31 protein-coding genes and 1 pseudogene are annotated in these 24,131 nt (G+C 57.9%); 8 read left to right on the forward strand and 24 right to left on the reverse strand.

What is annotated here, in order from left to right; genetic code table 11:
* The first annotated feature begins 57 nt into the window (after nt 1-57).
* The gene (locus N1937_RS29000) at nt 58-921 is read left to right on the forward strand and encodes a LysR family transcriptional regulator (protein WP_260059903.1); all 864 of its coding nucleotides are present in this window, start codon (nt 58-60) and stop codon (nt 919-921) included.
* An 81-nt stretch (nt 922-1,002) separates the two neighbouring features.
* On the opposite strand, the gene N1937_RS29005 is transcribed toward N1937_RS29000, so the two are convergent.
* The 8 genes and pseudogenes from N1937_RS29005 to N1937_RS29040 form a co-directional block, all read right to left on the reverse strand.
* Nucleotides 1,003-1,299 (reverse strand): chorismate mutase, encoded by a 297-nt coding sequence (locus N1937_RS29005; protein ID WP_260059905.1) that lies wholly within the window; start codon nt 1,297-1,299, stop codon nt 1,003-1,005.
* A gap of 41 nt (nt 1,300-1,340) precedes the next feature.
* Nucleotides 1,341-1,925, reverse strand: coding sequence for a DUF308 domain-containing protein (locus tag N1937_RS29010; RefSeq protein WP_260059906.1), 585 nt, complete (start codon nt 1,923-1,925; stop codon nt 1,341-1,343).
* Nucleotides 1,926-1,976: 51 nt separating this feature from the next.
* Nucleotides 1,977-2,294 (reverse strand): hypothetical protein, encoded by a 318-nt coding sequence (locus tag N1937_RS29015; protein ID WP_260059907.1) that lies wholly within the window; start codon nt 2,292-2,294, stop codon nt 1,977-1,979.
* A 34-nt stretch (nt 2,295-2,328) separates the two neighbouring features.
* Complete coding sequence (locus tag N1937_RS29020; RefSeq protein ID WP_260059908.1) at nt 2,329-3,105, reverse strand: molybdopterin-binding protein; 777 nt, start codon at nt 3,103-3,105, stop codon at nt 2,329-2,331.
* On the reverse strand, nt 3,102-3,956 hold the full coding sequence (locus tag N1937_RS29025; RefSeq protein ID WP_260060247.1) for a cytochrome b/b6 domain-containing protein: 855 nt from the start codon (nt 3,954-3,956) through the stop codon (nt 3,102-3,104). Before N1937_RS29025 ends, N1937_RS29020 begins: the two co-directional genes overlap by 4 nt.
* Nucleotides 3,957-4,066: 110 nt before the next feature.
* Nucleotides 4,067-4,693 carry a hypothetical protein gene (locus N1937_RS29030; RefSeq protein WP_260059909.1) on the reverse strand — a complete coding sequence of 209 codons (627 nt, stop codon included), beginning with the start codon at nt 4,691-4,693 and terminating at the stop codon, nt 4,067-4,069.
* A 67-nt stretch (nt 4,694-4,760) separates the two neighbouring features.
* Nucleotides 4,761-5,351: a TetR/AcrR family transcriptional regulator gene (locus tag N1937_RS29035; protein ID WP_260059910.1), complete on the reverse strand. Its 591-nt coding sequence runs from the start codon at nt 5,349-5,351 to the stop codon at nt 4,761-4,763.
* Between the two features lie 55 nt (nt 5,352-5,406).
* A pseudogene (locus N1937_RS29040) lies at nt 5,407-5,848 on the reverse strand (SDR family NAD(P)-dependent oxidoreductase); the annotation flags it as partial.
* 247 nt (nt 5,849-6,095) lie between these two features.
* Between N1937_RS29040 and N1937_RS29045 the strand changes: the two are divergent.
* Entirely contained in the window at nt 6,096-6,395 is a 300-nt protein-coding gene (locus tag N1937_RS29045; protein ID WP_441005674.1) for a hypothetical protein, read from the forward strand.
* 7 nt (nt 6,396-6,402) lie between these two features.
* Here N1937_RS29045 and N1937_RS29050 read toward each other — a convergent pair whose 3' ends face one another.
* The 4 genes from N1937_RS29050 to N1937_RS29065 all read right to left on the reverse strand — a co-directional run bounded on the left by N1937_RS29050 (nt 6,403) and on the right by N1937_RS29065 (nt 9,223).
* Nucleotides 6,403-7,038, reverse strand: coding sequence for a DUF1109 domain-containing protein (locus N1937_RS29050; RefSeq protein ID WP_260059911.1), 636 nt, complete (start codon nt 7,036-7,038; stop codon nt 6,403-6,405).
* Between the two features lie 280 nt (nt 7,039-7,318).
* The gene (locus N1937_RS29055) at nt 7,319-7,954 is read right to left on the reverse strand and encodes an NrsF family protein (RefSeq protein WP_260059912.1); all 636 of its coding nucleotides are present in this window, start codon (nt 7,952-7,954) and stop codon (nt 7,319-7,321) included.
* Entirely contained in the window at nt 7,951-8,508 is a 558-nt protein-coding gene (locus tag N1937_RS29060; RefSeq protein ID WP_260059914.1) for a sigma-70 family RNA polymerase sigma factor, read from the reverse strand. The genes N1937_RS29055 and N1937_RS29060 overlap by 4 nt, the downstream gene beginning before the upstream one ends.
* 106 nt (nt 8,509-8,614) lie before the next feature.
* A complete protein-coding gene (locus tag N1937_RS29065; RefSeq protein ID WP_260059915.1) occupies nt 8,615-9,223 on the reverse strand; it encodes a TetR/AcrR family transcriptional regulator in 609 nt (202 codons plus the stop codon).
* 157 nt (nt 9,224-9,380) lie between these two features.
* Between N1937_RS29065 and N1937_RS29070 the strand changes: the two genes are divergently transcribed.
* The 5 genes from N1937_RS29070 to yghU all read left to right on the forward strand — a co-directional run bounded on the left by N1937_RS29070 (nt 9,381) and on the right by yghU (nt 12,892).
* A complete protein-coding gene (locus tag N1937_RS29070; RefSeq protein WP_260059916.1) occupies nt 9,381-10,034 on the forward strand; it encodes a peroxiredoxin-like family protein in 654 nt (217 codons plus the stop codon).
* Nucleotides 10,035-10,068: 34 nt separating this feature from the next.
* Complete coding sequence (locus N1937_RS29075) at nt 10,069-10,875, forward strand: SDR family NAD(P)-dependent oxidoreductase (RefSeq protein ID WP_260059917.1); 807 nt, start codon at nt 10,069-10,071, stop codon at nt 10,873-10,875.
* 13 nt (nt 10,876-10,888) lie between these two features.
* Nucleotides 10,889-11,191: a putative quinol monooxygenase gene (locus tag N1937_RS29080; RefSeq protein WP_112705500.1), complete on the forward strand. Its 303-nt coding sequence runs from the start codon at nt 10,889-10,891 to the stop codon at nt 11,189-11,191.
* An 83-nt stretch (nt 11,192-11,274) separates the two neighbouring features.
* Entirely contained in the window at nt 11,275-11,979 is a 705-nt protein-coding gene (locus N1937_RS29085) for a glutathione S-transferase family protein (protein WP_260059919.1), read from the forward strand.
* 28 nt (nt 11,980-12,007) lie between these two features.
* Nucleotides 12,008-12,892, forward strand: a complete 885-nt coding sequence (gene yghU / locus N1937_RS29090) for a glutathione-dependent disulfide-bond oxidoreductase (RefSeq protein WP_260059920.1) — start codon at nt 12,008-12,010, stop codon at nt 12,890-12,892.
* A 100-nt stretch (nt 12,893-12,992) separates the two neighbouring features.
* Here the strand turns inward: yghU and N1937_RS29095 are convergent, their stop codons facing one another.
* Entirely contained in the window at nt 12,993-13,694 is a 702-nt protein-coding gene (locus N1937_RS29095) for a DUF1223 domain-containing protein (protein ID WP_260059921.1), read from the reverse strand.
* Here N1937_RS29095 and N1937_RS29100 point away from each other — a divergent pair.
* Nucleotides 13,693-14,646 (forward strand): alpha/beta hydrolase, encoded by a 954-nt coding sequence (locus N1937_RS29100; protein WP_260059923.1) that lies wholly within the window; start codon nt 13,693-13,695, stop codon nt 14,644-14,646. The genes N1937_RS29095 and N1937_RS29100 overlap by 2 nt on opposite strands.
* Nucleotides 14,647-14,728: 82 nt before the next feature.
* Here the strand turns inward: N1937_RS29100 and N1937_RS29105 are convergent, their stop codons facing one another.
* The 11 genes from N1937_RS29105 to N1937_RS29155 all read right to left on the reverse strand — a co-directional run bounded on the left by N1937_RS29105 (nt 14,729) and on the right by N1937_RS29155 (nt 23,921).
* Nucleotides 14,729-15,145, reverse strand: coding sequence for a CopD family protein (locus tag N1937_RS29105; protein WP_260059925.1), 417 nt, complete (start codon nt 15,143-15,145; stop codon nt 14,729-14,731).
* Nucleotides 15,145-15,900 carry a haloacid dehalogenase type II gene (locus tag N1937_RS29110; RefSeq protein WP_260059926.1) on the reverse strand — a complete coding sequence of 252 codons (756 nt, stop codon included), beginning with the start codon at nt 15,898-15,900 and terminating at the stop codon, nt 15,145-15,147. The genes N1937_RS29105 and N1937_RS29110 overlap by 1 nt, the downstream gene beginning before the upstream one ends.
* A gap of 41 nt (nt 15,901-15,941) precedes the next feature.
* Nucleotides 15,942-17,309 carry a tetratricopeptide repeat protein gene (locus N1937_RS29115; RefSeq protein WP_260059928.1) on the reverse strand — a complete coding sequence of 456 codons (1,368 nt, stop codon included), beginning with the start codon at nt 17,307-17,309 and terminating at the stop codon, nt 15,942-15,944.
* 378 nt (nt 17,310-17,687) lie between these two features.
* Nucleotides 17,688-20,309 (reverse strand): MGH1-like glycoside hydrolase domain-containing protein, encoded by a 2,622-nt coding sequence (locus tag N1937_RS29120; RefSeq protein WP_260059930.1) that lies wholly within the window; start codon nt 20,307-20,309, stop codon nt 17,688-17,690.
* Between the two features lie 61 nt (nt 20,310-20,370).
* Nucleotides 20,371-20,562: a DUF2934 domain-containing protein gene (locus tag N1937_RS29125; RefSeq protein WP_260059932.1), complete on the reverse strand. Its 192-nt coding sequence runs from the start codon at nt 20,560-20,562 to the stop codon at nt 20,371-20,373.
* A 192-nt stretch (nt 20,563-20,754) separates the two neighbouring features.
* Nucleotides 20,755-20,967 (reverse strand): hypothetical protein, encoded by a 213-nt coding sequence (locus N1937_RS29130; protein ID WP_260059933.1) that lies wholly within the window; start codon nt 20,965-20,967, stop codon nt 20,755-20,757.
* On the reverse strand, nt 20,964-21,734 hold the full coding sequence (locus N1937_RS29135) for a hypothetical protein (protein ID WP_260059934.1): 771 nt from the start codon (nt 21,732-21,734) through the stop codon (nt 20,964-20,966). Before N1937_RS29135 ends, N1937_RS29130 begins: the two co-directional genes overlap by 4 nt.
* Entirely contained in the window at nt 21,734-22,825 is a 1,092-nt protein-coding gene (locus N1937_RS29140; protein ID WP_260059935.1) for a Rieske 2Fe-2S domain-containing protein, read from the reverse strand. The genes N1937_RS29135 and N1937_RS29140 overlap by 1 nt, the downstream gene beginning before the upstream one ends.
* Nucleotides 22,822-22,983 (reverse strand): hypothetical protein, encoded by a 162-nt coding sequence (locus tag N1937_RS29145; protein WP_260059936.1) that lies wholly within the window; start codon nt 22,981-22,983, stop codon nt 22,822-22,824. Before N1937_RS29145 ends, N1937_RS29140 begins: the two co-directional genes overlap by 4 nt.
* Before the next feature lies 1 nt (nt 22,984).
* Nucleotides 22,985-23,200 carry a hypothetical protein gene (locus N1937_RS29150; protein WP_260059937.1) on the reverse strand — a complete coding sequence of 72 codons (216 nt, stop codon included), beginning with the start codon at nt 23,198-23,200 and terminating at the stop codon, nt 22,985-22,987.
* A gap of 7 nt (nt 23,201-23,207) precedes the next feature.
* Complete coding sequence (locus tag N1937_RS29155) at nt 23,208-23,921, reverse strand: SDR family NAD(P)-dependent oxidoreductase (protein ID WP_260059939.1); 714 nt, start codon at nt 23,919-23,921, stop codon at nt 23,208-23,210.
* Between the last annotated feature and the right edge of the window lie 210 nt (nt 23,922-24,131).

The following is a 24,131-nucleotide window of genomic DNA, read 5'->3' on the forward strand; positions in this document are numbered from 1 at the left end:
TTGTACTGGAAGTGACATTTTTGTATTTTCAATGTTCATTTTTGTAAGGGCTTGGCCGTGGAATGGAGTGACGTAAAAATCTTCCTTGCGATTACGCGATCCGGAACGCTCGGCGGCGCTGCACGTGCTCTTCATACAAGCCATCCCACCGTCGGCAGACGACTGCGTGCCCTTGAGGAGGCGATCGGTCACATGCTCTTCCAGCGGACCGCGGACGGTCTCGTGCTGACCGAGGAGGGCCATGGGATCATCGCCCTGGCCGAGCAGATGGAAGAAGGCGCGCTTGCCATGGAGCGCCGGCTCGCCGGGCAGGAGCAAAACCTCAAAGGCAATCTGCGCATCTCATCAGCAGACTGGTTCGGGGCTTATGTCTTGCCTCCCATTATGGCAGATTTCTCGAAGGCCTACCCCAATGTAGACGTCGAAATCCTAACCGGCACTCGCCTGTTCAACCTCGCCCACAGGGAGGCCGACGTCGCCTTTCGCATCGTTCCGTTCGACACTGCAGATGTCATTCAACGGCGGCTCTTCAGGCTCGAATACGACGTCTACATCGCCGAGGAGTCGCCTGACCCTAAATATGGCGACGGGACAGGTTTCCGGCTGATCACCCACGATACTTCGACAGGACAATTCCCCGACATAGCCTGGCTCGCCGAGAGTTTCCCGAACGCGAGACCCGTGCTGCGATCAAACAACCGAAACGTCCAGGCACGAATGTGCAAGCAGGGCGTTGGGATCGCCGTCCTGCCCCGCGTCGTGGGCAATCAGATCCCGGGTATCCGCAGACTGGAACTCCCTAAGCCCCCGCCGGCGCGAGACATCTGGATGGGATATCACCGGGACCTGCGACGTCTTCAGCGTCTTCGGGCGTTTATCTCGACCGTCTCGGACCACCTCACAAATGCCCATGCATGGTGAGCCACTCGAAGAAGATCTGGTTCTCCCTACCAACCGACGATGTTTAAATCGCTGCGATGGGAAACAGACGAGACGGACACCTCATTTGCTGGCCGCAATCTCCCTATGCCGCTCCACCACAGCACCCACAATCATTGTCATCAATCCTTCGACAAAGCGCCGACTGAGGCCAACATCATTGCCGATGCTTATCAGTCGATCCAATTGACGTCGCTCTCGCTCACTATCGATCGCCGGCAACGCCTGCTTGGCTTTCAAGTGGCCGACTTGCTCGGTACAGCGAAAGCGCTCGGCCAGGATATAGAGGAGAGCTGAATCCAGGTTGTCGATGGTCCTCCGATAGCAAGCAAGTTGCTCTGCCGCATCATCTGTCATCATTTGAATATCTTCCAAGCAGTTTCATTGGCGCGAGGTAGCGCTTACGAGATGGGATGCACACTGCGACGCGATAGGGCGATCGTCAGCCAAATTGCCGAAACCAGGAAGTAGAATGCCCCGACGCCAGCGTAACCCGCAACGGTTGCGATAGAAGGCTCCTGCGGCATTTGCGCCTGAAAGATGAAGAATGCGCCGGCCACAGCGGATTGGCCACCGCTCGAAATCATCGCCCACTGGCCTCCACTCGTTTTCCAACGCCGCACGGCGGTCCCAAGCTGCAGCAGGCCGGAAAAGATCGCCCATAGACCGAAAGCGCCGAGAACCCAGTTCATGTTCATTGTCAGCGCCAGGATCACGGCTATCGTCATAACCGAGCTCGCTGCGACGTTGATCGCTTGGCTCCGGTTGGCGGCAAGACCCCCGCTCCTCGCGGCATCGATAACGTTCGCGATTGCATCCCAAGCGGGATAGATGATCAGCAGTGCAGCAGCCACCGCAAAGGAATGCCGTCCAGCAGTCAACGCAGCCGCGACCCACAGCACTGAGAAGGCCGCTCTGGTAAAGTAATACTGCTTGAGCCATTGGTCGTTCCCACGCGGGGCAAAGGAGGTCTGCTTGTTCGACATTGTTTTCTTCCATTTTTTGAACTGGTTGATTGATGGTTCGCGCTAGCGTCGTCAGACGAAGACGACATGCTTGCCGAAGAGGGTGTTCTCGTCCCGTTCATTACGGCCGATCCGAACGCTTTTCCCGGCTGACATTTCGGAACTATCGAGGTCCTTCGGGCCGTCGTGAGAGGAAACCTTCGCCCCGCCGCCGTGGGCACCCTTGATGCGCATGCTTTTCCTCGACGCATCACTTATCGCCACCTGCCGCCGCGCCGCCCATCGGCCATCGGGATCCGGGAGGATCGAACGGGTTTGGCTGATTTCGACCTGTCGTGAGGGCGCAATTGCCGAAATCGGAATCACTTTCTGGACTTTGCGTCGGCTCATGGATTGTTTTCCTGTGGTTCACCATTTGATGGCCTTAGATGCCGGCGTACCATTCGTACCCGCGATCTTCCCAATAGCCGCCGTTCCCGCCCCACAGGCCGGCGAAGCTGTCGACCAGTTCGATGCGCATGATGTACTTGGCCTGTTTGTACCCCAGCTGCCGCTCGACCCGGAGACGCAAAGGCGCCCCGTGGCCGACGCTGAGGTCCTGGCCGCTCATCTCGTAGGCGAGGATGGTTTGCGGATGAACCGCGTCGATGAGATCGATGCTCTCGTAGTACCGGCCGCTGCCATCGAGTGTCTTTTCGAGCTCGTCGGCACAATGCAGGACGACATATCGCGCCGTCGGCTTGACGCCGGTAACGCGCAACAGATGGGCGAGCGGAACGCCTCTCCATTTGGCGATGGCGCTCCAGCCTTCGACGCAGTCATGGCGGGTGATCTGGGTGCGGGAAGGAAGCGCCTTCAGATCTCTGAGCGAAATCTCTCGAGGCCGATCAACAAGACCGTCGATCTTCAGTCGCCAGTTTGCGAAGTGACCTTCCAACAGTTCCGCATATTCATCGCTATCGGGAGCACTCGTTCCATTGACACGGAAGGAGGGGGAAATGTCCTTTTCGTCAAACTCGCGCGCCAGTGCATCGCGCGCCTGAAGCAGTCTCTGGGCTTTCATGGTCAGATGCTCAGCTGAGCGAAGGACATTTGCGACGTCTGCGTTCTGGTCCAAGAGGTCGCAACCCGAGAGAGTAAGGGCGCTGGCCCCGAGCGTGCCGCCGATGAGAAAGCGGCGTCGGGTGAAAAGCTTGCTCATGATTTCGGGCCTTTCTCCTGGATCGCATAGCGTCCGGTGATCATCGAGCGGATGTTGTTCCAGGTCCCGGACAGGACCACCATTGCCACATGCACGATGACGAACAGCACCAAAGCCGATGCGGTGACGAAATGAATGGTACGCGCAGATTGACATCCGCCAAAAATCTCGATCAAGGCGGGCAGAGCGGCATCGACGCCCGGTGACATGGTCAGGCCTGTCAAAACCATCAGAGGCAGGAGGACGACAATAACGGCGAGATAGGTGAGCTTTTGAAGCGCATTGTAGTGTTTGGCCTCCTCCCCTTCCGAAAAGCGGAGCCGAGCGTGGTCGAGGATTTCGCGGCCGAGGTGGCGCGGCGAGATCTCATGGGGCTTTGGCGCGAGGTCTTTGCGGAAATGTCCGCTGAGCACGCTGAAGCCGAGATAGACAATGCCGTTGATCACAAACAGCCAGGCGAAGAAGAAATGCCAGCGACGTCCGGCGGCAAGATCCTGGAATGAAGGGATGGTTGCCCAGGAGGGAAAAGCGCGTGAGACCTGTTCGCCATCAGCCTGAGAAACGCCAAGCACGCCCGTCGTGGGGATCTTCAACCCGGCAATACGTACGAAACCGCGCGGCTGACGGCCGCCGTCATCGGAGCCTATTGTCAGAACGGCGGGATCGCCGTTCGCGCCATAATGACCCCAATAAAGCTCTGGGTGGGCATTGAAGATCTGCAGCCCGCTCAAAAGAAGGAAACTCAGGCAAAGCACGTTCAGCCAGTGCGTGACACGGGTCACAACGGAGTGCCGGCGGATAAAGATCGTCCGTGGATATTCAACATTGTCGTTGGAAGCGTTTGCGCTCATCTCAGCGTCTTTCATCGTTGACATTTTACGGCTGCAGATCAGGCGTCGCCGGTTTCTAGTCACTGGCCGAAGCAGTAAGGCGGCTGCTCCGGCCAGTGACGGCGTGGTCTTCACATGGGGGGAACCACGCCATTCCTGCCGACGACCACCTGGTGGGCGATCGGGCCTGTTGCAGCTTTTTCAGCTGTGATGAAGACCACGGCGCCGGGAACGAGATCATCCTTGGTGGCCGCAGCAATCGTCACGACGGGTGTCCCATCCGGAATGGCAATCTTCTTTTCCTTTCCATGATAGGTCACTGTGACAGTCCGGCCGTCGACGCCTTTAACGGCATCCGCGACCGTCGCATTGGTCATGCTGCTGTCGGGCCTCAGATCCCAACCGTAGCTCCCCTCGCCTGTGCCTTTCATTGCCGGCGGGAAAATCAGGACCTCAAGTGCGCCATCGCCACCATCGGCCTTTGGTAGGGATGCAATGCCGACAAAATCGCCCGGCTTGATGTCGGTGACCTTGGCATTCGCGACGCCTGCCAGCTTCCAGTCGTCGGCAAGCGCGACGTCCATTGTCTCCCCTTCGCGGGTCTTCACTTTGAGCGTTGACCCCTGGTAGTCGACGATGCTGCCGCGGACATGGATCGGCGCGGCTTTCTTATCCTCGGCAGATGCGGGTGCCGAAAGGACAGTTACAGAAAGGATGCTTGTCAGCCCGAGGGCCAAGGCTGGGAAAGTATTTCTCATTTTTATCTTCCTACTAGTTGGTAGTTTCGATGGACGCGATTGACCCGAGTAGCCTTGCCACGCGGGATTAGTGAGAAACCGTCGGCGTGAGACGATTGAGGGCAGGTTCGAGTATCATTGAGAACACTTCCGGCTTCCCATAGGCTCTCGCCGAAAGCATTGCCCCGTATACTGTTGCTAGAAATGTTTCGGCTTCAACATGCGGTGCACTGGTTAGACTCACTTCGCCCTGCTTGGAACCGCGCTCCATGACCGAAGCCAGCCACGAGGAGATGAAGCGGAAAAAGTTCGTCACCTCGCTTGCGACTTCCGTTGGGAGGGAAGGCAGTTCACTGGCAAGCATAGCACAGACACAGTACGGTCTGCTGGAATCTTCAATGCATGCAGCCCAGTGGTTTGCATAAGCCTTGAGGATGTCCAGAGCATTCGGAACCTTCTGCTCAAGAACCGCCACGCTTGCCTGGCCATCCTCCCGATAACGCTTGACCAGCTCACGCACCAGATCGACCTTGCTGGGAAAATGATGATGAATGCTTGCTTTGCGGATACCGACAATCTCCGAGATATCGGCGTAGCTAAAGCCATTGTAGCCGCCGCTTATCAGAAGGTGTCGGGTGGACGCCAGAATGGCATCCGAGGTGGTCGAAAGATTGCTCATACAGCTTGTCTACCTTCTAGTAGGCAGATCGTCAACAGCAAATTTTGAGTTTGCGTTATCCGTCCGTGGAGACAGTCACGGCTTTCCAAGCTTCGATTTCCTGGGTCAGGCGTTCGATCCGCGCTGTTACATGTTTAAGCGCATCGCTGCCGAGGAGAAGTTGTGGCGGGGGATCGTCAGATTCGATGAGGGTCAACCGCGTCGGCGAGCTTTTGCGGATTTCCGAGCTGCTTGCCGCTCACTGCCTGACGCGCCTCGCGGATCGGATCAAACAGGGTATCATAGTCAGCAATGGAACGCTCTGTGCGGACCATGGAACGGTCTGCCCAGTCCGTCCGAAACGAGCCGGGGCAAAGGGTTGTCACACGAACACCGAACGGCGCCATTTCCGAACGCATGACCTCTGAAATACCCTGCAACGCGAACTTGCTGCCGCAGTAATAGGCGATGCCGGGCATGGTGATCATACCACCCATCGACGTGACGTTGACGATAAAGGGGTCAGAACAAGATTAGTGCGAAATCGTACGCTAGCCGAATTTGTGTATAATTTCCGTAGTTTGCGCCTTGTGCTGAATATAAAACTCTAGGGGGAAATGCTATTTGGGGCCCAGTTTTGGGAACGAGTATCGATCTCGATCATCACTTTCTCGGCTAAACGTACGATTTCGCACTAATCTTGTTCTGACCCCGGATAGGCTAGCCTCTGTTGATCCAAATGTTCGAGTTGTGCTTGTTTCGCTGGTGAACGAGACCGGCGCCGAACTTGAAAATATCGTCAATGAAGTGCGCGAGATTAACGAGCACGTCACGGCAATCGTTGCAGCGGCGCGGGAGCAGTCGACGGGCCTGCAAGAGATCAATGCAGCCGTCAATGTGATGGATCGCGCAACCCAGGACAATGCAGCCATGGTTCTGCAGACGACTGCGGCATGCCGAAGTCTGGCTGAGCGTGCCGAAGATCTGAACACGCTTTTCGCGCAATTTTCCCTTGATCACGTTGGTAGACCTCAGCAGCTGACGAACCAGCATCTGGCCGCGTAGCGGGCGTCTACCAACGTAGGAAACGTTTACCCGCGAAATAGCCGACAGTCACCACGGTGAGCGTTGCCAGAGGATACCAGGTCGCCACGAACAGTGGACTGTCGTCGAAGCAGTTGGTTGCATAGAGCGTCGCAGCGATCCCGACTGACACGAGACCCGCGAGCGCGCCGGCAAGACCTGGGTTTTCCGGTGCGCCCTGCCGCATGGCGAGGAAGAGAAATGTGCCTGGGACCGCCGATAGCGCCGGTATGATCGTCAGGCAATGCAATGCGTTATGGCCGATCAGTTTATCCAGCCAGACATCGGACGGCGTGACGAATAATTCCAGGGTGGTTGCTGCAAGTAGAAGAACTGGCGGGATCAGCAGCAGCCATCTTCGCCGCCCGATGTCGCTGCCCGGTCGAATGACGGGTCCCGTCAGGGATAACGCGGCGGCAAAGAGGGAGAGAGTGACAACGAACTTAAAGCCGAACCGCACGGTTTCGATCGCCTGGCCGATGTCGTGTCGAAATCCCAGCGTTAAAAAGAAAGCAAGGCCGGAAACCAACGCACCGGCGACTACGGCACCCGATACCACGGAGGTAAGATTGACGGGTTGGCGCGTGTCCTGCGCGATCAAGGTTATGAGGTCTTCTGTTTTCACGCTGCCAATCCTACTCAACAATCAAGCAGACCCGTCACTCATCGAAGCCTGCAATCGCTCATATGATGTTCTCCCGTCGAAGCATCAAGCGTTTCGTCGCTCATCCGGCTTTCGTCACGTAATCGACTGGAGCACAGGCCTCAGCGTGGTTACGATCTTATCGATTGGGCTGCCACCAATAATCGTTTGTCGTTTCGCCGGATCCCAGATTTGGCGGGCTCATCCGACCCGTCATAGCCGTTCTGGGAGCTTTTGACCCTTGGCTTCGATGTTCCAGAGTCTACCATCGCAACAGCTTTTGGCCAGCCAAAGCGCCAACTCCTGTGACGGCGGAAATGGCGATCGGGTACCAGAGAAGGACGAAGAGCGGGCTGTCGTCGTCGCAATTGGCGGCATAGAACGTGGCGGCGATCCCGGCTGCCGCCAGACCCGCAACGGCCCCGGCAAGTGCAGGACGTGTCGGTACTCCATGTCGTAGCGCCAGAAGAAAACAGGCAAGGGGACCGATCGACAACGTCGGAATGATCGTCAGACAGAGCCGCGAATTGTGCCCAATCATCCGTGTCACCCAGGTCTCAGGCGGCATGACCGAAAGCTCGAACACTGCCGCACCGACAGCCAATGCCAACGGCACCAGCAAAGCCGAGCCCCACCAGCGCACGGGCATCCCGGGCTTTCCTATACGATACATGACGAGGCTGCCGGTGATCGCGAGAGCGACAGTGATCACGAATTTGAACAGAAAACGACCGGTTTCCAAAGCAGTACCGATATCATGCCGAAAACCGATTGCTGAGAAAAAGGCAATTGCCACGATCAGAACGGCCGCGATGCTTGCCTGTTGCAGCATGTGAGAGAGGCTTGACCTCACCGGCGCGTCTTGTGCGAGCAATTCTATGAGATTCTCTGTCTTCATTTCAGCGGCTCCGAATAGAGAGCCGACAACGCCTTGAGCGCCCGGTGGAGCGCCACACGTACAGCCACTTCGGTCATCTTCAGACGCTCCGCCGTCTCGCGGACGCTCGAACCTTCGATCGAAATTGATTGGACGATCGTCCGCTGAGGATCTTTCAGGCGGCTCAGTATCTGTTCGATGTCCATCCGCTCCGCCACCCCCACACCGTCGTCGCTTTCCAGGGTCGCAATCACGTCCTCCAGCGGAACGGCGGCCTGCCTGCCTCTGCGTCGCAGGCTGTCGATCAACTTGTTCCGCACCAGGGCAGCCATCCACGGGCCAAGGGGCCGGGACGGGTCCCAGGTGCCCCGCTTGAGATGAATAGCCAGCAACACTTCCTGAACCACGTCCTCAGCCTCACTTGCCGGCGCACCGAATTGTTCGCAGCGCTTGCGAGCAATCACGCGCAGATGAGGCGTGACGGCTGTCAGCAATCTGTGGTAGGCGCGTCCGTCGCCTGCGATTGCTGATCGCATCCAGGAGGCCCACTCTTCTTCGCGCGCCGAATTCTTCATCCGACATATCCCAGTTCGGAGAAAACGCTCGGGTCGTTACATGAGCGGACGGAAATTTCCTGCCAAGCCGACGAGATAGCTTGCATGCTGCGCCCTTCGTTCATGCTCATGCAGGTTCCAGTTGCTTGGCGCCATCGGGCTCAAGGAGTGCGAACACAGGCTTTATCAAGCCTTCGAGCAACTCTTTTTCCGGGCGTGCGCGTGCCAGGACACGGATGCCAAGCAGGGTACCAAGCAGCGTTCCGGCCAGATCGGCGGCGCGTTGGCTCCGGCCGATCGAGCCGTCTTCCTGGCCTCTTTCCACGCAGCGTAGAAAGAAGGCCTCGACTTGCACAAGCACACTGGCGACGACACGCTGGAACTCTTCGTCATGCGGCGCTACTTCAAGAGCCGAATTGACGAGCATGCAGCCTTTCCTTTTTGTGTCGGCCAGGGATCGCTCGATGATTTCGCTAAAGAAGGCATTGATCGCCTGCCGTGGTGGTTTCGATTCAAAACGCCCTACCCGATCCCCAAAACTTCGCTCGACGTAGAAATCCAGCGCCCTGCGATAAACCGCCCGCTTGTCGCCGAAGGCGTTGTAGATGCTGGCGGTCGTCAGCCCCATAGCCTGGGCAAGATCCCGGATCGAGGTTGTTTCATATCCTCGTTCCCAAAACTGCTCCACGGCGAGCTCCAGCACTTTTTCTTCGTCGAATTCCCTGGGCCGGGCCATCTGTTTGTCTCTCGATAACGTGATTACGGCTCCGCGACAGCCGGGAACTTTCTACAATACATTTTATAACGAGTGATTTAAAACGCAATCACATGTCGGCCCACACACGCTTTTTTGCATGGTTGGGCCGGGCTCAACATACAGGGAGACAAACGAAATGGGTCTTGAGCAGGAGCTTGCTGAATTTAACGCGAGGTTCGAGGCAAGCGCGCCTCCTGGTGCAGCAGCGTTTTTGAACGCGAAGATCGAGGAGCTCACCTCTGGCTTTCCGTTCGATCGCGTTCCCAAACCTGGTGATCTCGCTCCCGAATTCTCCTTGCCTGGTGTGACGGGGGAAACGATCTCGTTGCTGGAGACGCTGGCCAATGGTCCGGTTGTCCTCACCTTCTATCGTGGCGCCTGGTGCCCGTACTGCAACATTCAGCTTGCCGCCTACGAGCATGCCTTACCCGCGATTGCGGGGGCCGGCGGCTCTCTTATCGCCATTTCGCCGCAAAAGCCGGATGGCTCACTTTCTATGGCCGAGAAGAACAATCTGACTTTCGACGTCCTCAGCGATACCGGCAACGGTGTCGCGCGGAAATACGGCCTCGTCTACACACTGCCTGACGATCTCAAGGCGGCTTACTCCTCGTTCGGCGTCGACCTCGAAACGATCAACGGAGATGACAGCTGGGAGCTGCCGATACCTGCGACCTTCGTGATCGGCCGCAATGGCCGAGTGCAGCTTGCACACGCCGAAGCAGATTACCGCAAGCGTCTCGCACCTGAAACAACAGTAGCGGCCCTAGAGGCAGCTCAAACTGCGTAAGCAGAATGCCCTAAAGAAGAAGCGAGGTAGAACCATGAATCTCGAAGGTAAGCGCGTTCTCATCACCGGAGGCTCCAGTGGCATCGGCTTCGCCATTGCACGTGCCATGCTGGCGAAAGGAGCTCGGGTCGTCGTTACCGGGCGAAACTCTGAGCGGCTGGCTCAGGCTGTCAGGGATCTCCAGGAAAAGGGGTTGCCGGTTATCGGCATTCAGGCGGATGTCGCCACCCCGGAAGGTCGGGTTCTATCCCTCGACAAGGCCATCGAGGCACTTGGCGGGCTCGATGTTCTCGTCAATAACGCGGGCGGAGTTCGCGCCGGTCGCCTTGAGAAGACGACGGAGGCAGAAATAAGGACGATGGTCGAGGTCGACCTTGTTGCTCCTATTCTCTTGACGCAGGCAGCTCTCTCCTACCTGCGCGCGTCCGGCGACGGGCTTGTCGTCAACGTCACCTCCGGCATCGCGTTGATCGGTGCTCCATTCTACGCGACCTACGCCGCAGTTAAGGCGGGGCTCTCACGGTTCAGCGAGGCACTGCGCCGGGAACTGAAGGGCGAAGGTGTCCGCGTCTTGACGCTCTATCCGGGCGCGACGGATACCCCGATGATGCAGTCCTCGAAGGCCGGCCCCGAACTTGGATTCACGCGCGAGCCGCCCGAAGCGGTTGCCGATGCGCTGATCGAAGGGATTGAAACCAATTCCCTTGAGGTGATCCGCGGCGGCGAGGCTCGCGCCAAGATGATCGCAGCCAACAGGGATGATCCGGCCGCGATCGATGAACGTTTTCTGACAATGAAAGCTGCGCTCGAAGAAGCGGTCAGCGGCCATTCGGCGCTCTAAAGGAGGAAGTGTCATGACCAAGGTAGCGTTGTTCGTACAATTGAAGGCGAAGCACGGAAAGGAAGAGGAAGTCGCAGATTTCCTCAAAAGCGCGCAAGCCCTGCTCGCCCAGGAACCGCTTACCGTCGCATGGTTTGCGGTTCGCTTCGACAAGTCCACGTTCGGCATCTTCGATGCTTTCGATGGGGAAGAAGGTCGCCAGGCCCACCTTCAGGGGCAGATCGCTGCCGCCCTGATGGCGAAATATGACGAACTCTTTGAGGGACCGCTCGACATTAAGCAGCCGGAAGTCCTCGCCGACCGCCTTCCCGGCTGACAAAAATTAATCCGGAGCCGGATGAGGTCCGGCTCCGGATACGTCAGTACCGTCCTTTGACCACCATTCCCGACGGAGCCCTCATGATCCGCTTTTATTTTCATCCGACACCCAATCCAGCAAAAGTTGCCCTCTTCCTGGAAGAGACAGGGCTGCCTTATGAGACGGTTCCGGTCGACACCAGCAAGGGCGAGCAGCATATGCCGGCGTTCCGCGCCATCAATCCGAATGGCAAGGTACCGGCGATTGTCGACACGGACGGCCCTGGCGGAAAAGAGACACGCGTCTTCGATTCCACGGCCATCCTGATCTATCTCGCGGAAAAAGCCGGCAAGTTTCTTGGCTCGCCCGAAGATCGCCCTGAGCTTCTCTCATGGCTGCTGTTTCTCGCGTCCGGCCTGGGGCCATTCTCAGGCCAGGCAGTCCATTTTCAGCACGCGGCGCCGGAAGGCCTGGACTATGCCGTCAACCGCTATCGCCGCGAGGCCGAGCGTCATTATCAGGTCCTCAACAGTCATCTTGAAGGCCGAAACTTCATCGTCGGAGATGCTTACACGATTGCCGACATGTCCGCGTGGGGATGGTTGGATCGGGCCTCGCGCGTGCTCAAGGGGCTTGAGGATCCGCTCGCCGGATATCCGAACCTGAAGCGGCTCTTTGAAACCGTCAATGTGCGTCCCGCCGTTTCTCGCGCCAGGCAGGTCGGCAAGGATCATTCCTTCAAGCGCGTCAACGACGAAGAGACCAAGCGGGCGCTTTTCCCGTCGAACTATCCGCCCGCGGCATAAGCAGGAGCGGTCGATAATGGAGAACGAGATGTCAGAGGCAGCGGAATATAATCCTCCAAAGATCTGGACCTGGAACAAGCCGAGCGGCGGCGCTTTCGCAAGCATCAACCGGCCAATCGCAGGTGCGACGCATGAAAAGGAGTTGCCGGTCGGCCGCCACCCCTTCCAGCTCTATTCGCTCGGAACCCCGAACGGTGTGAAGGTCACCACCATGCTGGAAGAGCTGCTGGCACTCGGCCACAGCGGTGCCGAATATGACGCCTGGCTGATCAAGATCGGCGATGGCGATCAATTCGCCAGCGGTTTCGTTGACATCAATCCCAATTCGAAGATCCCGGCTCTGCTCGACCGCGGTGGCGAAAAGCCGGTCCGTGTTTTCGAATCGGCCTCGATTTTGATGTATCTCGCCGAGAAATTCGGAACCTTCCTGCCGACCGAGCAGCCGGCTCGAGCCCAATGCATCTCCTGGCTGTTCTGGCAGATGGGCAGCGCGCCCTATCTCGGCGGCGGCTTTGGGCATTTCTACGCCTATGCGCCGACCAAGATCGAATATGCGATCGATCGATTTGCCATGGAGGTGAAGCGCCAGCTCGACGTTCTCGATCGTCGTTTGGCCGAAAGCGAATATATTGCCGGCAGCGATTACACGATCGCCGATATTGCCATCTGGCCATGGTATGGTGGCCTCGCCAAGGGATGGCAATACGGTGCGGCCGAATTCCTGCAGGTGCAAGATTACAAGAACGTTCAGCGCTGGGCCGAGCAAATCTACGCGCGTCCTGCCGTCAAGCGTGGCCGCATGGTCAATCGCATGACGGGCCATCCGTCCGAACAACTGCGCGAACGCCACGATGCCAGCGATTTCGAGATGAGGACGCAAGACAAACTGACTGCCGCCCAAGTTCAGAACTAGCGGCAGCTTCAGTCTCGGCTTGCTCCAACGGCTTCGTGTGTGGCTCCGACCTGACGTGTTCAGGCCGGTTTTGGCTGATTGCGAAGTAACGGCTTTTCGATCAGTCGGTGATGGCGGAGAGGATCGCCCCGCCATTTGCTCGCTGTATCAGTACCGCTGTCTTCAAGTCCTTATCGGCCTGGGGCACGGAAAACGAGGTTTTACTCCCATCCCAGGTGCCAAGCCGGGCCAGACGCCGGACGACATGTGTGTGCTGCAATGTCGCGCCGCTGTTTTCCCCTCGCGCAACCGGCACGTCTTCGATCCGCGGATCGTAGCGCACCAGCCAGACATCAGCGTTCCCGGTGGTAGAGCTGGCGCCGACTTCGATATGGTCATTGCTAAAGGCCAGCGCTGGCCCCCTGAGCGAAGGCGTTTGCGCCAGCAGGGATTCGACTTCGGGAAGGCTGTTCCCGACGGCGGTTGCCGTGCCGTTGAAGACCATCTGGGGGGTATAGGGACCGGGCTGTCTCAAGGCCGGTTCATAGGCAACCTGACGCTCGGTGAATTCCGGCTTCCCGTACGTGTCTTTCCAGCCCAGGTAATCCCAATAGGTCACGGAGAAACTCAGCGCGAGAACGTTCTTCCGGTTGCTGATCTTGATGAGATTGGCGTTTGCCGGCGGACATGACGAGCAGCCTTGGCTGGTGAACAGTTCCACGACCGTGAGCTGCCGGTCCGCCGCCGCCGCCACCGGCATGGCCGCAACTGCTGCCAATGACGAAAAAAGCATAAAGCGGCCAATCCTGCCTGGGTATTTCATGATGCGACTCCCGATCGAGGCCGCGCCGGAAAATCCGGGCGGTCAGCGGAAATTCGCCCGCGCGATGATTATCGTTACAGCCTCACGACCATGTGATCGCCAGAGCGGTGGGACGCTGGCTTCCGATTTAGGACCGCACCGATGTAACAGCGGACCATTCTCTTGCGTATTGGGAAGGCCACAACGAACGGTAATGGGAGAAATCATGATTCCGCTTCGATCCATGTTCCTTGCCGCCCCTATAGCGCTCGGCCCGGCCTTGGCTATTCCGGCACTTGCGGAACCGGTCTCCTTCGACGCGAAGGATGGCGTGAAGATTTATGGAGACTTTCGCCGGTCCGAAGGACAGCCGCGCGCTACCATTCTGCTGTTTCACATGGCAGGTTCCAACAAGAGTGAGTATGCGCCCCTTGCGCCTATCCTCAACAAAGCCGGATTTAATACGTTGGCCATCGATCAACGGTCGGGCGGCGAACTCTGGGGCGACGTCAACGAGACGGCTGCGAACGCAAGAGGTAGTGCGGATTTCGCCGACGCGCTTCCTGATCTTGACGCTGCGATCGCCTATAGCAGCATGCAGAGGTCCGGGCCGATCGCAGTTTGGGGGTCGAGCTATTCTTCAGCGCTCGTGTTCATTGCCGCTGCTCGCCATCCCGAGGTAAAGGCGCTCCTCGCCTTCTCCCCTGCCGAATACATCCAAGGTTATTCGATCGAGAAGCAGGCGGTAAAGCTCACCATTCCCGTTTTCATCACATCGGCGCCCGACGGCGGTGAGATATCGAGCGGTGAGGCGCTGGCAAAAGCCGTGCCCGGCCACAGAGCAGTTCAATATATCCCGCAGCACGGCGTGCATGGCTCGGCGACGTTGCGCACCGATGAGAACCCGAAAGGGGCCGCCGAAAACTGGAAGCATGTCATGGCTTTTCTCAACAGCGCCTTTCCACGCGGTTGAGGCGCAAGATATGGCCTTGCCGGCCCCGATTGCGATCACGCTCCGTCCGCGCCAACTATGTCTGGTCTGTCGGCTCGCCAGCTTAAAAGGGTTTGACGATTGCAAGCCATGCAATGATTGCGAATGTCGCAAGGATGGCAGACGGAGCGACTTTGAACAGCCGGTGGACAGGCTTTCCTTCTCGAAGCAACCTTTTCAGCGCCAAGCCTTCGAGACTGTGCAGGCCGCTGAGAAGGACTGCAGGGACCATCTTCAGAAGCAGCCAGGGTGAACCGCCCCAACCCGCACCGAAGGCCATCGTAAAGCCGGCCACCCACACGGTCGCAAGCGCAGGTGTCGTGACCAGGCCATCCCAACGCAGGACGGATTGGCCGATACGACGGACGTCCATTCTGTCCGGTGCAGCTATCGCGATCCGCAAAGACAATGCCATTACCAGCATGCCTGCGATCAGGGTGACGACAGCAAAGACGTGAAGCGCCTTGACGTAGAGATACATCAGCGTTCGCGTTCCTGATCGCTAAAGAGGTCGGGGATCTCCGACAGCGAACGAACGGTAAAATCTGCTGGATAATCTAACCCTTCGGCATTGCCGCGCATAAGGCCGTAAAGAACGCGCTCGTCCATTCCTGAGCGGGCCACTTGCTCCGTGATGTTCTCGACATCGAAGCGCGCCACCCGAACGACGGTGAAGCCGAAGCTCTTCGCGCCGCAGATATCAAATCCATTGGAGGACACGAAGACGACCTCATCGCGCAACATGCTCAACTCCTCCTCCACCAGCCTGTAGGCATTTGGAGCGGGCTTGTAGACCCGCGCCGAATCGACACTTAAAATATTGTCGAGAAGCTGATGCAGGCCTGAGTTTGCAGTCAGACTGGACAGCATCGATTGGCTCCCATTCGAAAGAATCGCCCGTCGACGGGGCTGAAGCCGCTCAAGGCAAGATGGGGCGTCGTCGTAAGGCTTGAGATCGAGATAGGCAGCAGAAAGATCCTGAACCAATCGGCTATGAGCGCTTAAACCAAGCGAACGAAGCGTATAGTCGAGAGACCGCAACGTCAGCGACCAGAAGTCCTCATATCGCTCCATCAGCGTCACCAGCCACGAATATTCGAGCTGCTTCATTCGCCAGACGCTGGTGATTAGGCTTCCTTTGCCTGGAAACGTCGCCTCCACCGTCGCTTCGACAGATCGGACGTCATAAAGCGTGCCGTAGGCGTCGAAGACGAAGGCCTTGAAGTTCTGGTTCACCTCTGTCTCCTTTTCGAAGTTCGAAGATCTCTGCCCGCCGCTCAACTCGCAAGAGGCGCGGCCATCAAGATAAGACTGCTGCGGTCGTGGCCGGCGACGATCCTTAACAGCGACCCTGCCTTGACCGCGACAGGCTTGGCAAATGGGTGCAGGACCTGCAGCCACCCACCGTCAGAATAATCGTCTGGATGATTTTCGAACTCGATGCCATCAGCAAGATCGATCTTCATCCACTGCACGATACCCGCTGCGATGCCATCGGAGATTACAGGAATTTCGATGACGCGAATCTCCTCTCTGTGCTTCGCGCGCGTAAGGTCGATCGTCTGCAATTCGATGTCCGGTGACAATCGCTTCCAATCAGTCATTGTGCCGTGTATGGGCAATCGATTGGCGGCAAGCGGCGCGAATTCCGAGACGTCGAACCCCGACACGTCATCCACAAATGCGTATTTACTCAAGACCTCACTCTCGACAACACAACCAACCGCCGTTGCCGACCGCGGAATGACCGTCGCTCCCTCGTTCAACAAGCGCGCATGGGCATCCTCGAAGGTATTGAGAACGTCCTCTGCAAGAAGGTCGCTTGAGAGGATCTCCGACACCAGGATATCGGCCCGTGTTTCCAGATCCAGGCCGACGGCAAGCTCGGTCGACATTTTGTTGACAACGGTGACGCTATTGCCAAATCCATTCCGCGTGACAATCCGACCGGCAGTTTCGGCGATGAGAGGAACCGCTTCGCAGGTGACGATGTTTGTCGCGCCCGCCCTCGCTGCCATCATCGAGAGCAACCCGCTGCCTGCTCCGATATCGAGAACGGGCGCAGCCGTACCACGCTCTCGAACGACCTTGGCGATTGCTGCCTCAAAGGCATCGTTGCGTCGGACGTCATTCAACATCGGTATGTGCCAGAAGGGAACGATCCTCGTCGTCAGGCGACGAATCTGATGTTGCGCCAGCACATTTTCGGGCTGAATGCTCGCCAATGTGCGAAAGGCCTCCAGCGCTTCGTTCTGTCGGTTTGCCTGAACGAGAGCGACCGCCAGATTGTTAAGCGCCACTGGATTTTGCGGCGAGGCATGGAGCGCCTTTTCGAAGCATTCGACTGCTCCTTTGGCATCGCCAATCTTCAGCAGGATTCCACCCTTCTCCAAAAGACCGACAACATGGTTCGGTTTCATGGCCAGAAGGTCGTTCCAGTAGATAAGTGCTGCTTCGAGGCGCCCTCTGAGAGCTGCCACCCCCGCAAGGAGCGGTAGAACGTCTGACACCCGATAATGGTAATCGAGCACCCGGCGGTAATGCTCTTCGGCATCTTCGAGCTTGCCTTGCGAATGAAACTTCATGGCCTCGCTCAAAGACTTCCGAGCCTCAGCCAAGGCGAGTTCCGAGGTTTCTATCGTCATGAAAAAGCGTTCCCGCAAAGAATCTGGTTGTCCCTGCCGATACGCACGCGCGACCCGGCTTGTTACATCGACCGGGAAAAAATTGCTCTCAAGGAAAAGCGAGCCTCAAAAAGGCTGAGGACGACAGACTAAGAGACGCTTCAAGCCATCCTCCTAAATAAGCGAAATCATACGTCACACTGACGACCCGATAGGCCAGCTCCGCATACGCACATACGCCCGCTGGAAGCTGCCGGTCGGCCATACGGCAGCGATGATGACCATGGGCATAAAGCTGTCGAGGAAAGAAGACGCGCTGAAAGAAGTCAGGGCAACCGTCCACGGTGCAGGATCCTTGATCTCAGCAGCGGTTCGCTCTGGAAGAAGGGGACGTGAAGGCTATCCGCCATCGTCGAGAAGGTTGGCGATAAGCCCGGTCCACCCTGTCTGATGTGACGCCCCGAGACCTTCGCCTGTGTCACCGTGGAAATACTCGTGGAACAGCACATGGTCGTCGACGCTGCTCACAGATTTTACCGAGGGACGTCGCCCGTTTTCGTCCTTGAGGAAGAGGCTCTGCAGTCGTCTGCTCAGTTCGTGCGCGACCTCTTCAAGATTGAACATAACACCGGAACCTACCGGGCACTCGACGCGGTAGTCGTCACCAAAATAAGCGTGAAACTTTCGCAGGGAATCAATCAGAAGGAAATTGACGGGCATCCAGATCGGGCCGCGCCAGTTCGAGTTGCCACCAAAGAGGCCAGTCTGCGCTTCTCCGGGGGTGTACCCGGCGTCTACTTGCATGCCAGCAAAGTTCAGGCTGCATGGCTCTTCGAGATGAACTTTCGACATCGACCGAACACCGAATTCGGATAGGAACTCCTGCTCGTCGAGCATCCGTCGTAGAAGCTTTTTGAGCCGATCGCCGTGAAGCAGCGAAAGCAGTGATCGTTCGCCTGCTCCAGGTTCGGTCCAGCGCGGAACAAGATTGGCCAGTTGCGGGCGATGTTTTAAGAACCAGTGGAGCCGCTTGGAGAATTCCGGCAACTTGTCGAACACAGCCTGATCGAGCACTTCCACTGCAAAAATCGGAATGAGCCCGATCATTGATCTGGCGGGTATCGGCTCAATCCGACCATCGCCATTGTGCAAGACGTCATAAAAGAAGTCATCGGCTTCATTCCAGAGACCCTGCCCACTGCCCGCAACGTCTGCCATCGCACCGGCGATCGACAGAAAATGCTCGAAAAATTTCGTCGCCATATCTTCGTAGACCGGATCGGTCATCGCAAGTTCAAGCGCAATGCGCATTAGGTTCAACGCATACATGGCCATCCAGGCTGTACCGTCGGCCTGATCGATGGAGGCGCCTTCAGGCAAAACTTCCGACCGGTTGAACGGGCTGATATTGTCCAGGCCGAGGAAGCCACCCTGAAAGATGTTGCGTCCGTCGTTGTCCTTGCGGTTGACCCACCACGTGAAATTCAGCATCAGCTTGTGGAAAATCCGCTTCAGGAAATCCGTGTCGGCCACACCTATGCGCTCACGGTCCATCTGATAGACCTTCAGAGCCGCCCACGCATGAACCGGCGGATTGACGTCGCCGAACTCCCACTCATAGGCCGGCAACTGTCCATTGGGATGCATGAACCACTCACGTGTGAACAGGATGAGTTGGTTCTTGGCAAAGGCGGAATCGACAAGCGCCAGCGACACGCAATGAAAAGCGAGGTCCCAGGCCGCATACCACGGATACTCCCAGGTGTCCGGCATTGAGATGACGTCTGCGTTGTTGAGATGGTGCCAGTCGGCGTTCCGACCGCTACGCCGCTCCGTCGGCGGCTTGGGTTGGGCCGGGTCGCCATTCAGCCAAGTGGGCACATCAAAATAATAGACTTGCTTCGACCACAACATGCCGGCGATTGCCTGCCGCTGGACCCTTCGTGCATCCTGGTTCTTGATTCCGCCTTGAAGGACGCCGTAAAACTCATCCGCTTCTTCGATCCGCTGCCGGAAAATTGCGTTGAAATCGGCGAAAGGTTGCATCGCGACGCCGTCCGGTCGCCACCGCAGCCGGGTTTCAAGGCTTGCGGCTGCAGGAACCTCAAGACGAATGTGAGCTGCGGCTTTGCTGCCACGGCCACGAGCACTCACGGCGTCCGTCTTGCCATCGACCACATAGTCATTGACGCCGTCCTTGAACGGTCCCAGTCCAGCTGATCCGAAGAGCAGCGGTGCATTGGTTTCATTCTCGCAAAACAGTCGCTCGCCTTCCCGGTCGACGCTCCACCGCCAGGTCTTCTTTCCTGTCCGCAGCGCCAGTACATCTCCGTCGGCTGTGCGTTCGAGAACGGGCCGCTCGCTTCCGTCTTTCCAGGACCAGGTGTTCCTGGCCCAGACTTGCGGCAGCAGATGAATGGAGGCCGCCGCGGCGCCGGCATTCTTTACGGTGACCCGCATGAGAATATCGTCGGGCGCCGCTTTCGCATATTCGATGGTCACATCGAAAAACCGATCATCTGCAAACACCCCTGTATCGCCGATTTCGTATTCCCGCTCGAACCGCGAACGTTCGCCGTTGACGCGCACCAACTCGTCGTAAGGAAACGCATCCTGCGGATAGCGGTAGACCATCTTCTGATAGGAGTGCGTCGGCGTCGCATCCACATAGTGATAGACCTCCTTGACATCCTCTCCGTGGTTGCCCTGCTCATTGTTGAGGCCGAAGAGCCGCTCCTTCAGAATTTCATCCCTGCCATTCCAAAGGGCCAGCGACAGACACCAGCGCATGCCCTCGTCGCAGAACCCACCAATCCCGTCCTCGCCCCAGCGATAGGCACGGCTCCGCGCATGTTCAAAGAAAAAGGCATTCCAGGCGTCACCGTCCGCGCTGTAGTCTTCGCGCACCGTTCCCCATTGACGTTCGGCAAGAAACGGTCCCCACCGCCGCCATGCACCGCCTGTTTCGAGGAGGCGCTGTCCCTCTACCGTATCCAGAAGCGATCGTGGTTTTGCGTGCATGACCCATTACCGAAAAAGATGAGAAAATCAGGGCTCCATCCAGCCCTGAAATCTAACTCTATCATTTTGTTTTGCGGATAGGCTTTGCTGCAGGCGCGGACATATCGCGATCTGCCTCCGTAACCGCACGCGCCTGATGCCAGTGCTCTTCGGCTTTGCCGTCCGGCTGACCGTCCTCCAGCCAAAGCATATAGGCGCGATGGCGGATATGGTCTTCGTCCAATTCTTTCGTCGGTTGGATTGCGTCTTCCATGAGTCGTTCCTGTGTTTTTCGTCAGCCGCGCCACGTAGACTGCGGCGAGGATGGCTGTTTTGCGATCCTCACATCAATTTCGTGCAAATCGGCGATATTGTTACATCAGGGGGCACAAATGCCGGCGACCAATCCCAGCATCACGCGGGCATTGCCATGGCCTGCCGGGGACCTGTCACTGGGATCGGCTGCTCAATGCGCGAGTCGGGAGAAGATGCTTTGCAGGCCGGAAAGCAGCCCGACAACAACGACCGCGAAGATCACATACCGCAATTCTTCGAACGGTGTGCCGTTAAGATAATCCAGACCATAGCTCCATAACAACACGATCAGACCAACCGAAAGGACTGTGGCGGCAAGTCCGATGAAATGGTGCTTTGGGTCTGTATTGCCTTCATTGCTCACGCGCCCGCTCCATCGGCAAATCCATCCACTTTGAAGATCAGCAAATCGTCGCGTCTCTCGATCGTACCCTCCAGGACAATGGGCGCGCCCGTCTTGTCGAGAAGGCGAGCCGGCATAGGCCCGCCGTTCGCAGAGGAGAGCAAAAAGAAAATGTGGCCCTCGACCGGCGCGGTCGAAACGAAGACGGGTGGGACACCGCCATTAATGCAGAGATTGGCGCAGGCCTTATGAGCAAGGCCGGTGCCGGGCTTCATCGCCCCGCCGCCGCACTTCCCATCGCAAATCTCGCCTGTTAGCCGCCACCTGCCAAGGCTTTCCGACGGGGATGGATTCGGCAAGGCGACCGCCTGCGGTTCGGCAGCCTTTAGATCGTCCCCTCCCCCGATCAGCAGCATTTCCAGGTCTCCGCGCTTGACGAAGACACCACCCACTTGCGCGGCTTTCCCCGCCAGAGGCAACGCCCTGTCGTCGACGCCGAACTTGCCGGATCCTGCCAGCATGATGGCGCGTGCAGGTCTCGACCCCGTCGCCGGCACACGAAGGACTGGATAAGGGCTGGTTTCCATCGTTCCGATCAGATGTTCACCGTGAAGTTCGTCAGCATAACTTCCCGCTCCGGGACTGTCGGTATTGAGAGACAGAAGCACCGAGGCCGAGGCCATACCAGCGACGAAAAACACGATGAAGCCAATCATCAGCGCCCTGACATCGGTCGGCACCTTTTTGAAATATCCAACGAAGAAGCCACGTTCAGCGGGTTTCAACATCAGGCTGTCCCCTCTTTCTTGGGGGTGGGGGGAAGAAGTTCGGCTGGGATTGCAACAGGATCGAGCTTTGTCCCCAACGGCAGAGGTTGAGGATCGACAACGACTGTCGAGCCCTGCAACCGGACCCGATACTTGCGAATGCGTTCCCGGAACGGCGGCGGCGAGCAGCCATCTTCGGGTCGATATTGATAGCCGTGCCACGGACAGGTGATGAAGCCCAGAACCACCTTGCCCTCCCCGATAGGGCCGTTCTGGTGCGAGCAGACGTTCGAGACGGCCGACAAGCCGCCCTTCGATCTGAAGACGGCAATGCGCTCACCGCCCGGAGACGCCCCGATGATCGCCCTGCCCTCGGCAATCTCGGAGAGATCGCCGACAACGATCCAGGGTTCCTCAGGCGCCTTGGCAGAAGCGGCATGGTCTGATGCGGTTTCTCGCCGCCCAGCCATAAGATGCAGCACGCATAGCAACGTCAGCCCCCCGAGAGAGAGGAACCCGAGCGCAAGGTCACGGCGATCCAGCAGGGCGCCCAGCGCCACATGCAGGATGATTGACGCATAAGCGAGATAGACGCTCATGTGGATCGCCTTCCACAAGGGCGGCGTCAGGAAAGAAAGCCAGAAATCGTGACTGGTAACCGCAAGAACGGCCAGAATGATGAGCGCAAAAACCCCGAAAAGCTCGAAGGGAAAGCCGGCGACGCTTGTGAAGCTGGTATTGCTGGTAAATAGGGCGGTCAACTGCGGCGTCGGGCTATAGGAAAAATACCAGCCAAGCACATAATAGGCATGCGTCGCGGCAACGATGGCAGTCATCACACCGAAATGGCGCCTGTTGTAAAGCAGCGGAATGAAGCGCGTATCAATGCGCGCGAGCGGTCCGATCGCCAGCACGATCGTGAGCATCAACAGCGCCAGCGAACCGAAGGCGCGCATCCGTTGCGTCGGAAGATCGACATCGCGCAACGCCGGCGAAAGCACCGGGCCGACCTTCAGAAAGATAAGGATATAGATCGCGATGCCGGCAAGCAGGACGCCATCGTAGATCATTTTGCTCCGGTTCCAGATGACCGGCTTGTAGGATACGCTCACGGTTGCCCTCCCCCAGCTGCCTTTCCGTCGAGGCGGATTGCCGGCGCGTCCGCCGGCAGTTTCGGAGCGCTTGCAAAGATGATGGCAAGCAGCAGCGGTAGCGCGACTGCAAGTCCAGTCCAGATCGCGGTATGGGCGCGACGATGGCGGCGCTGCATGCTATTTCCCTTCCTTTGCAAGACTTACCCAGCGCCAGATGACGATCGGCCAGAGGAGGACGAGGCCAGGAATAAGGAGAGGCCGTACCGCATAGGCGTCATGCGCGCCCGGATCGACCCTGTCGAAGCCGGAGAGCAGGAAGGCAATGGCGACGGCCAGGCCTATGCCGGCCCATAGCATCAGCCCTGCAGCGACGGGATCGGACGGATCAAACATGAGTACCTCACACAGGGCCTGTCGCCGGAATCGCCGCGCCGGTGACGATGCCGCCAGCAGGCGAGATAAGAAAGCCGATAAGCTTGGCGATATCGGCTGGCTGAACCCAGCTGCCTGTCTTTGCGTTCGGCATTGCCGCTCGATTTTGTGGCGTATCGATCGTGCCGGGCAGGATGCAGTTGGCGGTGATGCGCTTGTCGCGGTTCTCGGCGGCGATCGCTTCGGTCAGGCGAATGACAGCCCCTTTCGACGCGGCGTAGGCTGCCTGGTTGGCGCCAGCCTTCAATCCGGGTGCCGCTGCAATGTGGACAATACGGCCATAAGTCACTTCCTGCATCGGCTTCAAGACAGCGGCGCTGATCGCATAGGCCGTGCGCGCATTCATCTGAAACATCTGGTCCCACTGGTCAAAACCTGATTCCTGCACTGGGCCTGTTCGGAAGCCGCCGACCGTGTTGACGAGCGCATCGATCCGCCCGAATGCGTCCAGCGTCCGGCGAACCGCATCCTGACAGGCCGTAAGATCGGCCAAGTCGATACCTCCGATTTCCAGAAGCTCTCCGTCTGAGCATCCTGCCGGCGCGATGTCAGCGCCGAGATTGCGCTCGACGGATACGACCCGTGCGCCGTTGCTCGCGAGTTCTTTGACGACCGCGGCGCCGAGATTGCCGGCCGCGCCCGTCACCATCACGACCATCTCATTTCTCGATACTGCATGCATGGCAACATTCCTTCCAATCGGCTGATCAACATTGTGTCCGCCGCGCCATACGGATCGCATCAGCATTTTGTTACAGATGTTTTAAAACTTTTCTAGTCTCATCGTGCAACGTGCGAAATTTGCCGCGTCAGCGAAAAAATCTATTCGGCCCGCTGTAACGAACCCGGCCGCGCAACCGTACAGGCCTTTGTCACACCCGAATTTCAGATC

The organism is Rhizobium sp. WSM4643, assembly GCF_025152745.1.
Lineage (GTDB): Bacteria > Pseudomonadota > Alphaproteobacteria > Rhizobiales > Rhizobiaceae > Rhizobium > Rhizobium leguminosarum_I.

Coding starts and splice junctions, on each gene's coding strand:
- N1937_RS29005 (WP_260059905.1), bottom strand. CDS start 1,299: ATGATGACAGATGATGCGGCAGAGCAACTTGCTTGCTATCGGAGGACC.
- N1937_RS29075 (WP_260059917.1), top strand. CDS start 10,069: ATGAATCTCGAAGGTAAGCGCGTTCTCATCACCGGAGGCTCCAGTGGC.
- N1937_RS29025 (WP_260060247.1), bottom strand. CDS start 3,956: ATGAGCGCAAACGCTTCCAACGACAATGTTGAATATCCACGGACGATC.
- N1937_RS29120 (WP_260059930.1), bottom strand. CDS start 20,309: ATGCACGCAAAACCACGATCGCTTCTGGATACGGTAGAGGGACAGCGC.
- N1937_RS29085 (WP_260059919.1), top strand. CDS start 11,275: ATGATCCGCTTTTATTTTCATCCGACACCCAATCCAGCAAAAGTTGCC.
- N1937_RS29100 (WP_260059923.1), top strand. CDS start 13,693: ATGATGCGACTCCCGATCGAGGCCGCGCCGGAAAATCCGGGCGGTCAG.
- N1937_RS29060 (WP_260059914.1), bottom strand. CDS start 8,508: ATGAAGAATTCGGCGCGCGAAGAAGAGTGGGCCTCCTGGATGCGATCA.
- N1937_RS29035 (WP_260059910.1), bottom strand. CDS start 5,351: ATGAGCAATCTTTCGACCACCTCGGATGCCATTCTGGCGTCCACCCGA.
- yghU (WP_260059920.1), top strand. CDS start 12,008: ATGTCAGAGGCAGCGGAATATAATCCTCCAAAGATCTGGACCTGGAAC.
- N1937_RS29080 (WP_112705500.1), top strand. CDS start 10,889: ATGACCAAGGTAGCGTTGTTCGTACAATTGAAGGCGAAGCACGGAAAG.
- N1937_RS29105 (WP_260059925.1), bottom strand. CDS start 15,145: ATGTATCTCTACGTCAAGGCGCTTCACGTCTTTGCTGTCGTCACCCTG.
- N1937_RS29125 (WP_260059932.1), bottom strand. CDS start 20,562: ATGGAAGACGCAATCCAACCGACGAAAGAATTGGACGAAGACCATATC.
- N1937_RS29065 (WP_260059915.1), bottom strand. CDS start 9,223: ATGGCCCGGCCCAGGGAATTCGACGAAGAAAAAGTGCTGGAGCTCGCC.
- N1937_RS29015 (WP_260059907.1), bottom strand. CDS start 2,294: ATGAGCCGACGCAAAGTCCAGAAAGTGATTCCGATTTCGGCAATTGCG.
- N1937_RS29155 (WP_260059939.1), bottom strand. CDS start 23,921: ATGCATGCAGTATCGAGAAATGAGATGGTCGTGATGGTGACGGGCGCG.
- N1937_RS29095 (WP_260059921.1), bottom strand. CDS start 13,694: ATGAAATACCCAGGCAGGATTGGCCGCTTTATGCTTTTTTCGTCATTG.
- N1937_RS29135 (WP_260059934.1), bottom strand. CDS start 21,734: ATGTTGAAACCCGCTGAACGTGGCTTCTTCGTTGGATATTTCAAAAAG.
- N1937_RS29030 (WP_260059909.1), bottom strand. CDS start 4,693: ATGAGAAATACTTTCCCAGCCTTGGCCCTCGGGCTGACAAGCATCCTT.
- N1937_RS29010 (WP_260059906.1), bottom strand. CDS start 1,925: ATGTCGAACAAGCAGACCTCCTTTGCCCCGCGTGGGAACGACCAATGG.
- N1937_RS29020 (WP_260059908.1), bottom strand. CDS start 3,105: ATGAGCAAGCTTTTCACCCGACGCCGCTTTCTCATCGGCGGCACGCTC.
- N1937_RS29145 (WP_260059936.1), bottom strand. CDS start 22,983: ATGCAGCGCCGCCATCGTCGCGCCCATACCGCGATCTGGACTGGACTT.
- N1937_RS29115 (WP_260059928.1), bottom strand. CDS start 17,309: ATGACGATAGAAACCTCGGAACTCGCCTTGGCTGAGGCTCGGAAGTCT.
- N1937_RS29150 (WP_260059937.1), bottom strand. CDS start 23,200: ATGTTTGATCCGTCCGATCCCGTCGCTGCAGGGCTGATGCTATGGGCC.
- N1937_RS29070 (WP_260059916.1), top strand. CDS start 9,381: ATGGGTCTTGAGCAGGAGCTTGCTGAATTTAACGCGAGGTTCGAGGCA.
- N1937_RS29055 (WP_260059912.1), bottom strand. CDS start 7,954: ATGAAGACAGAGAATCTCATAGAATTGCTCGCACAAGACGCGCCGGTG.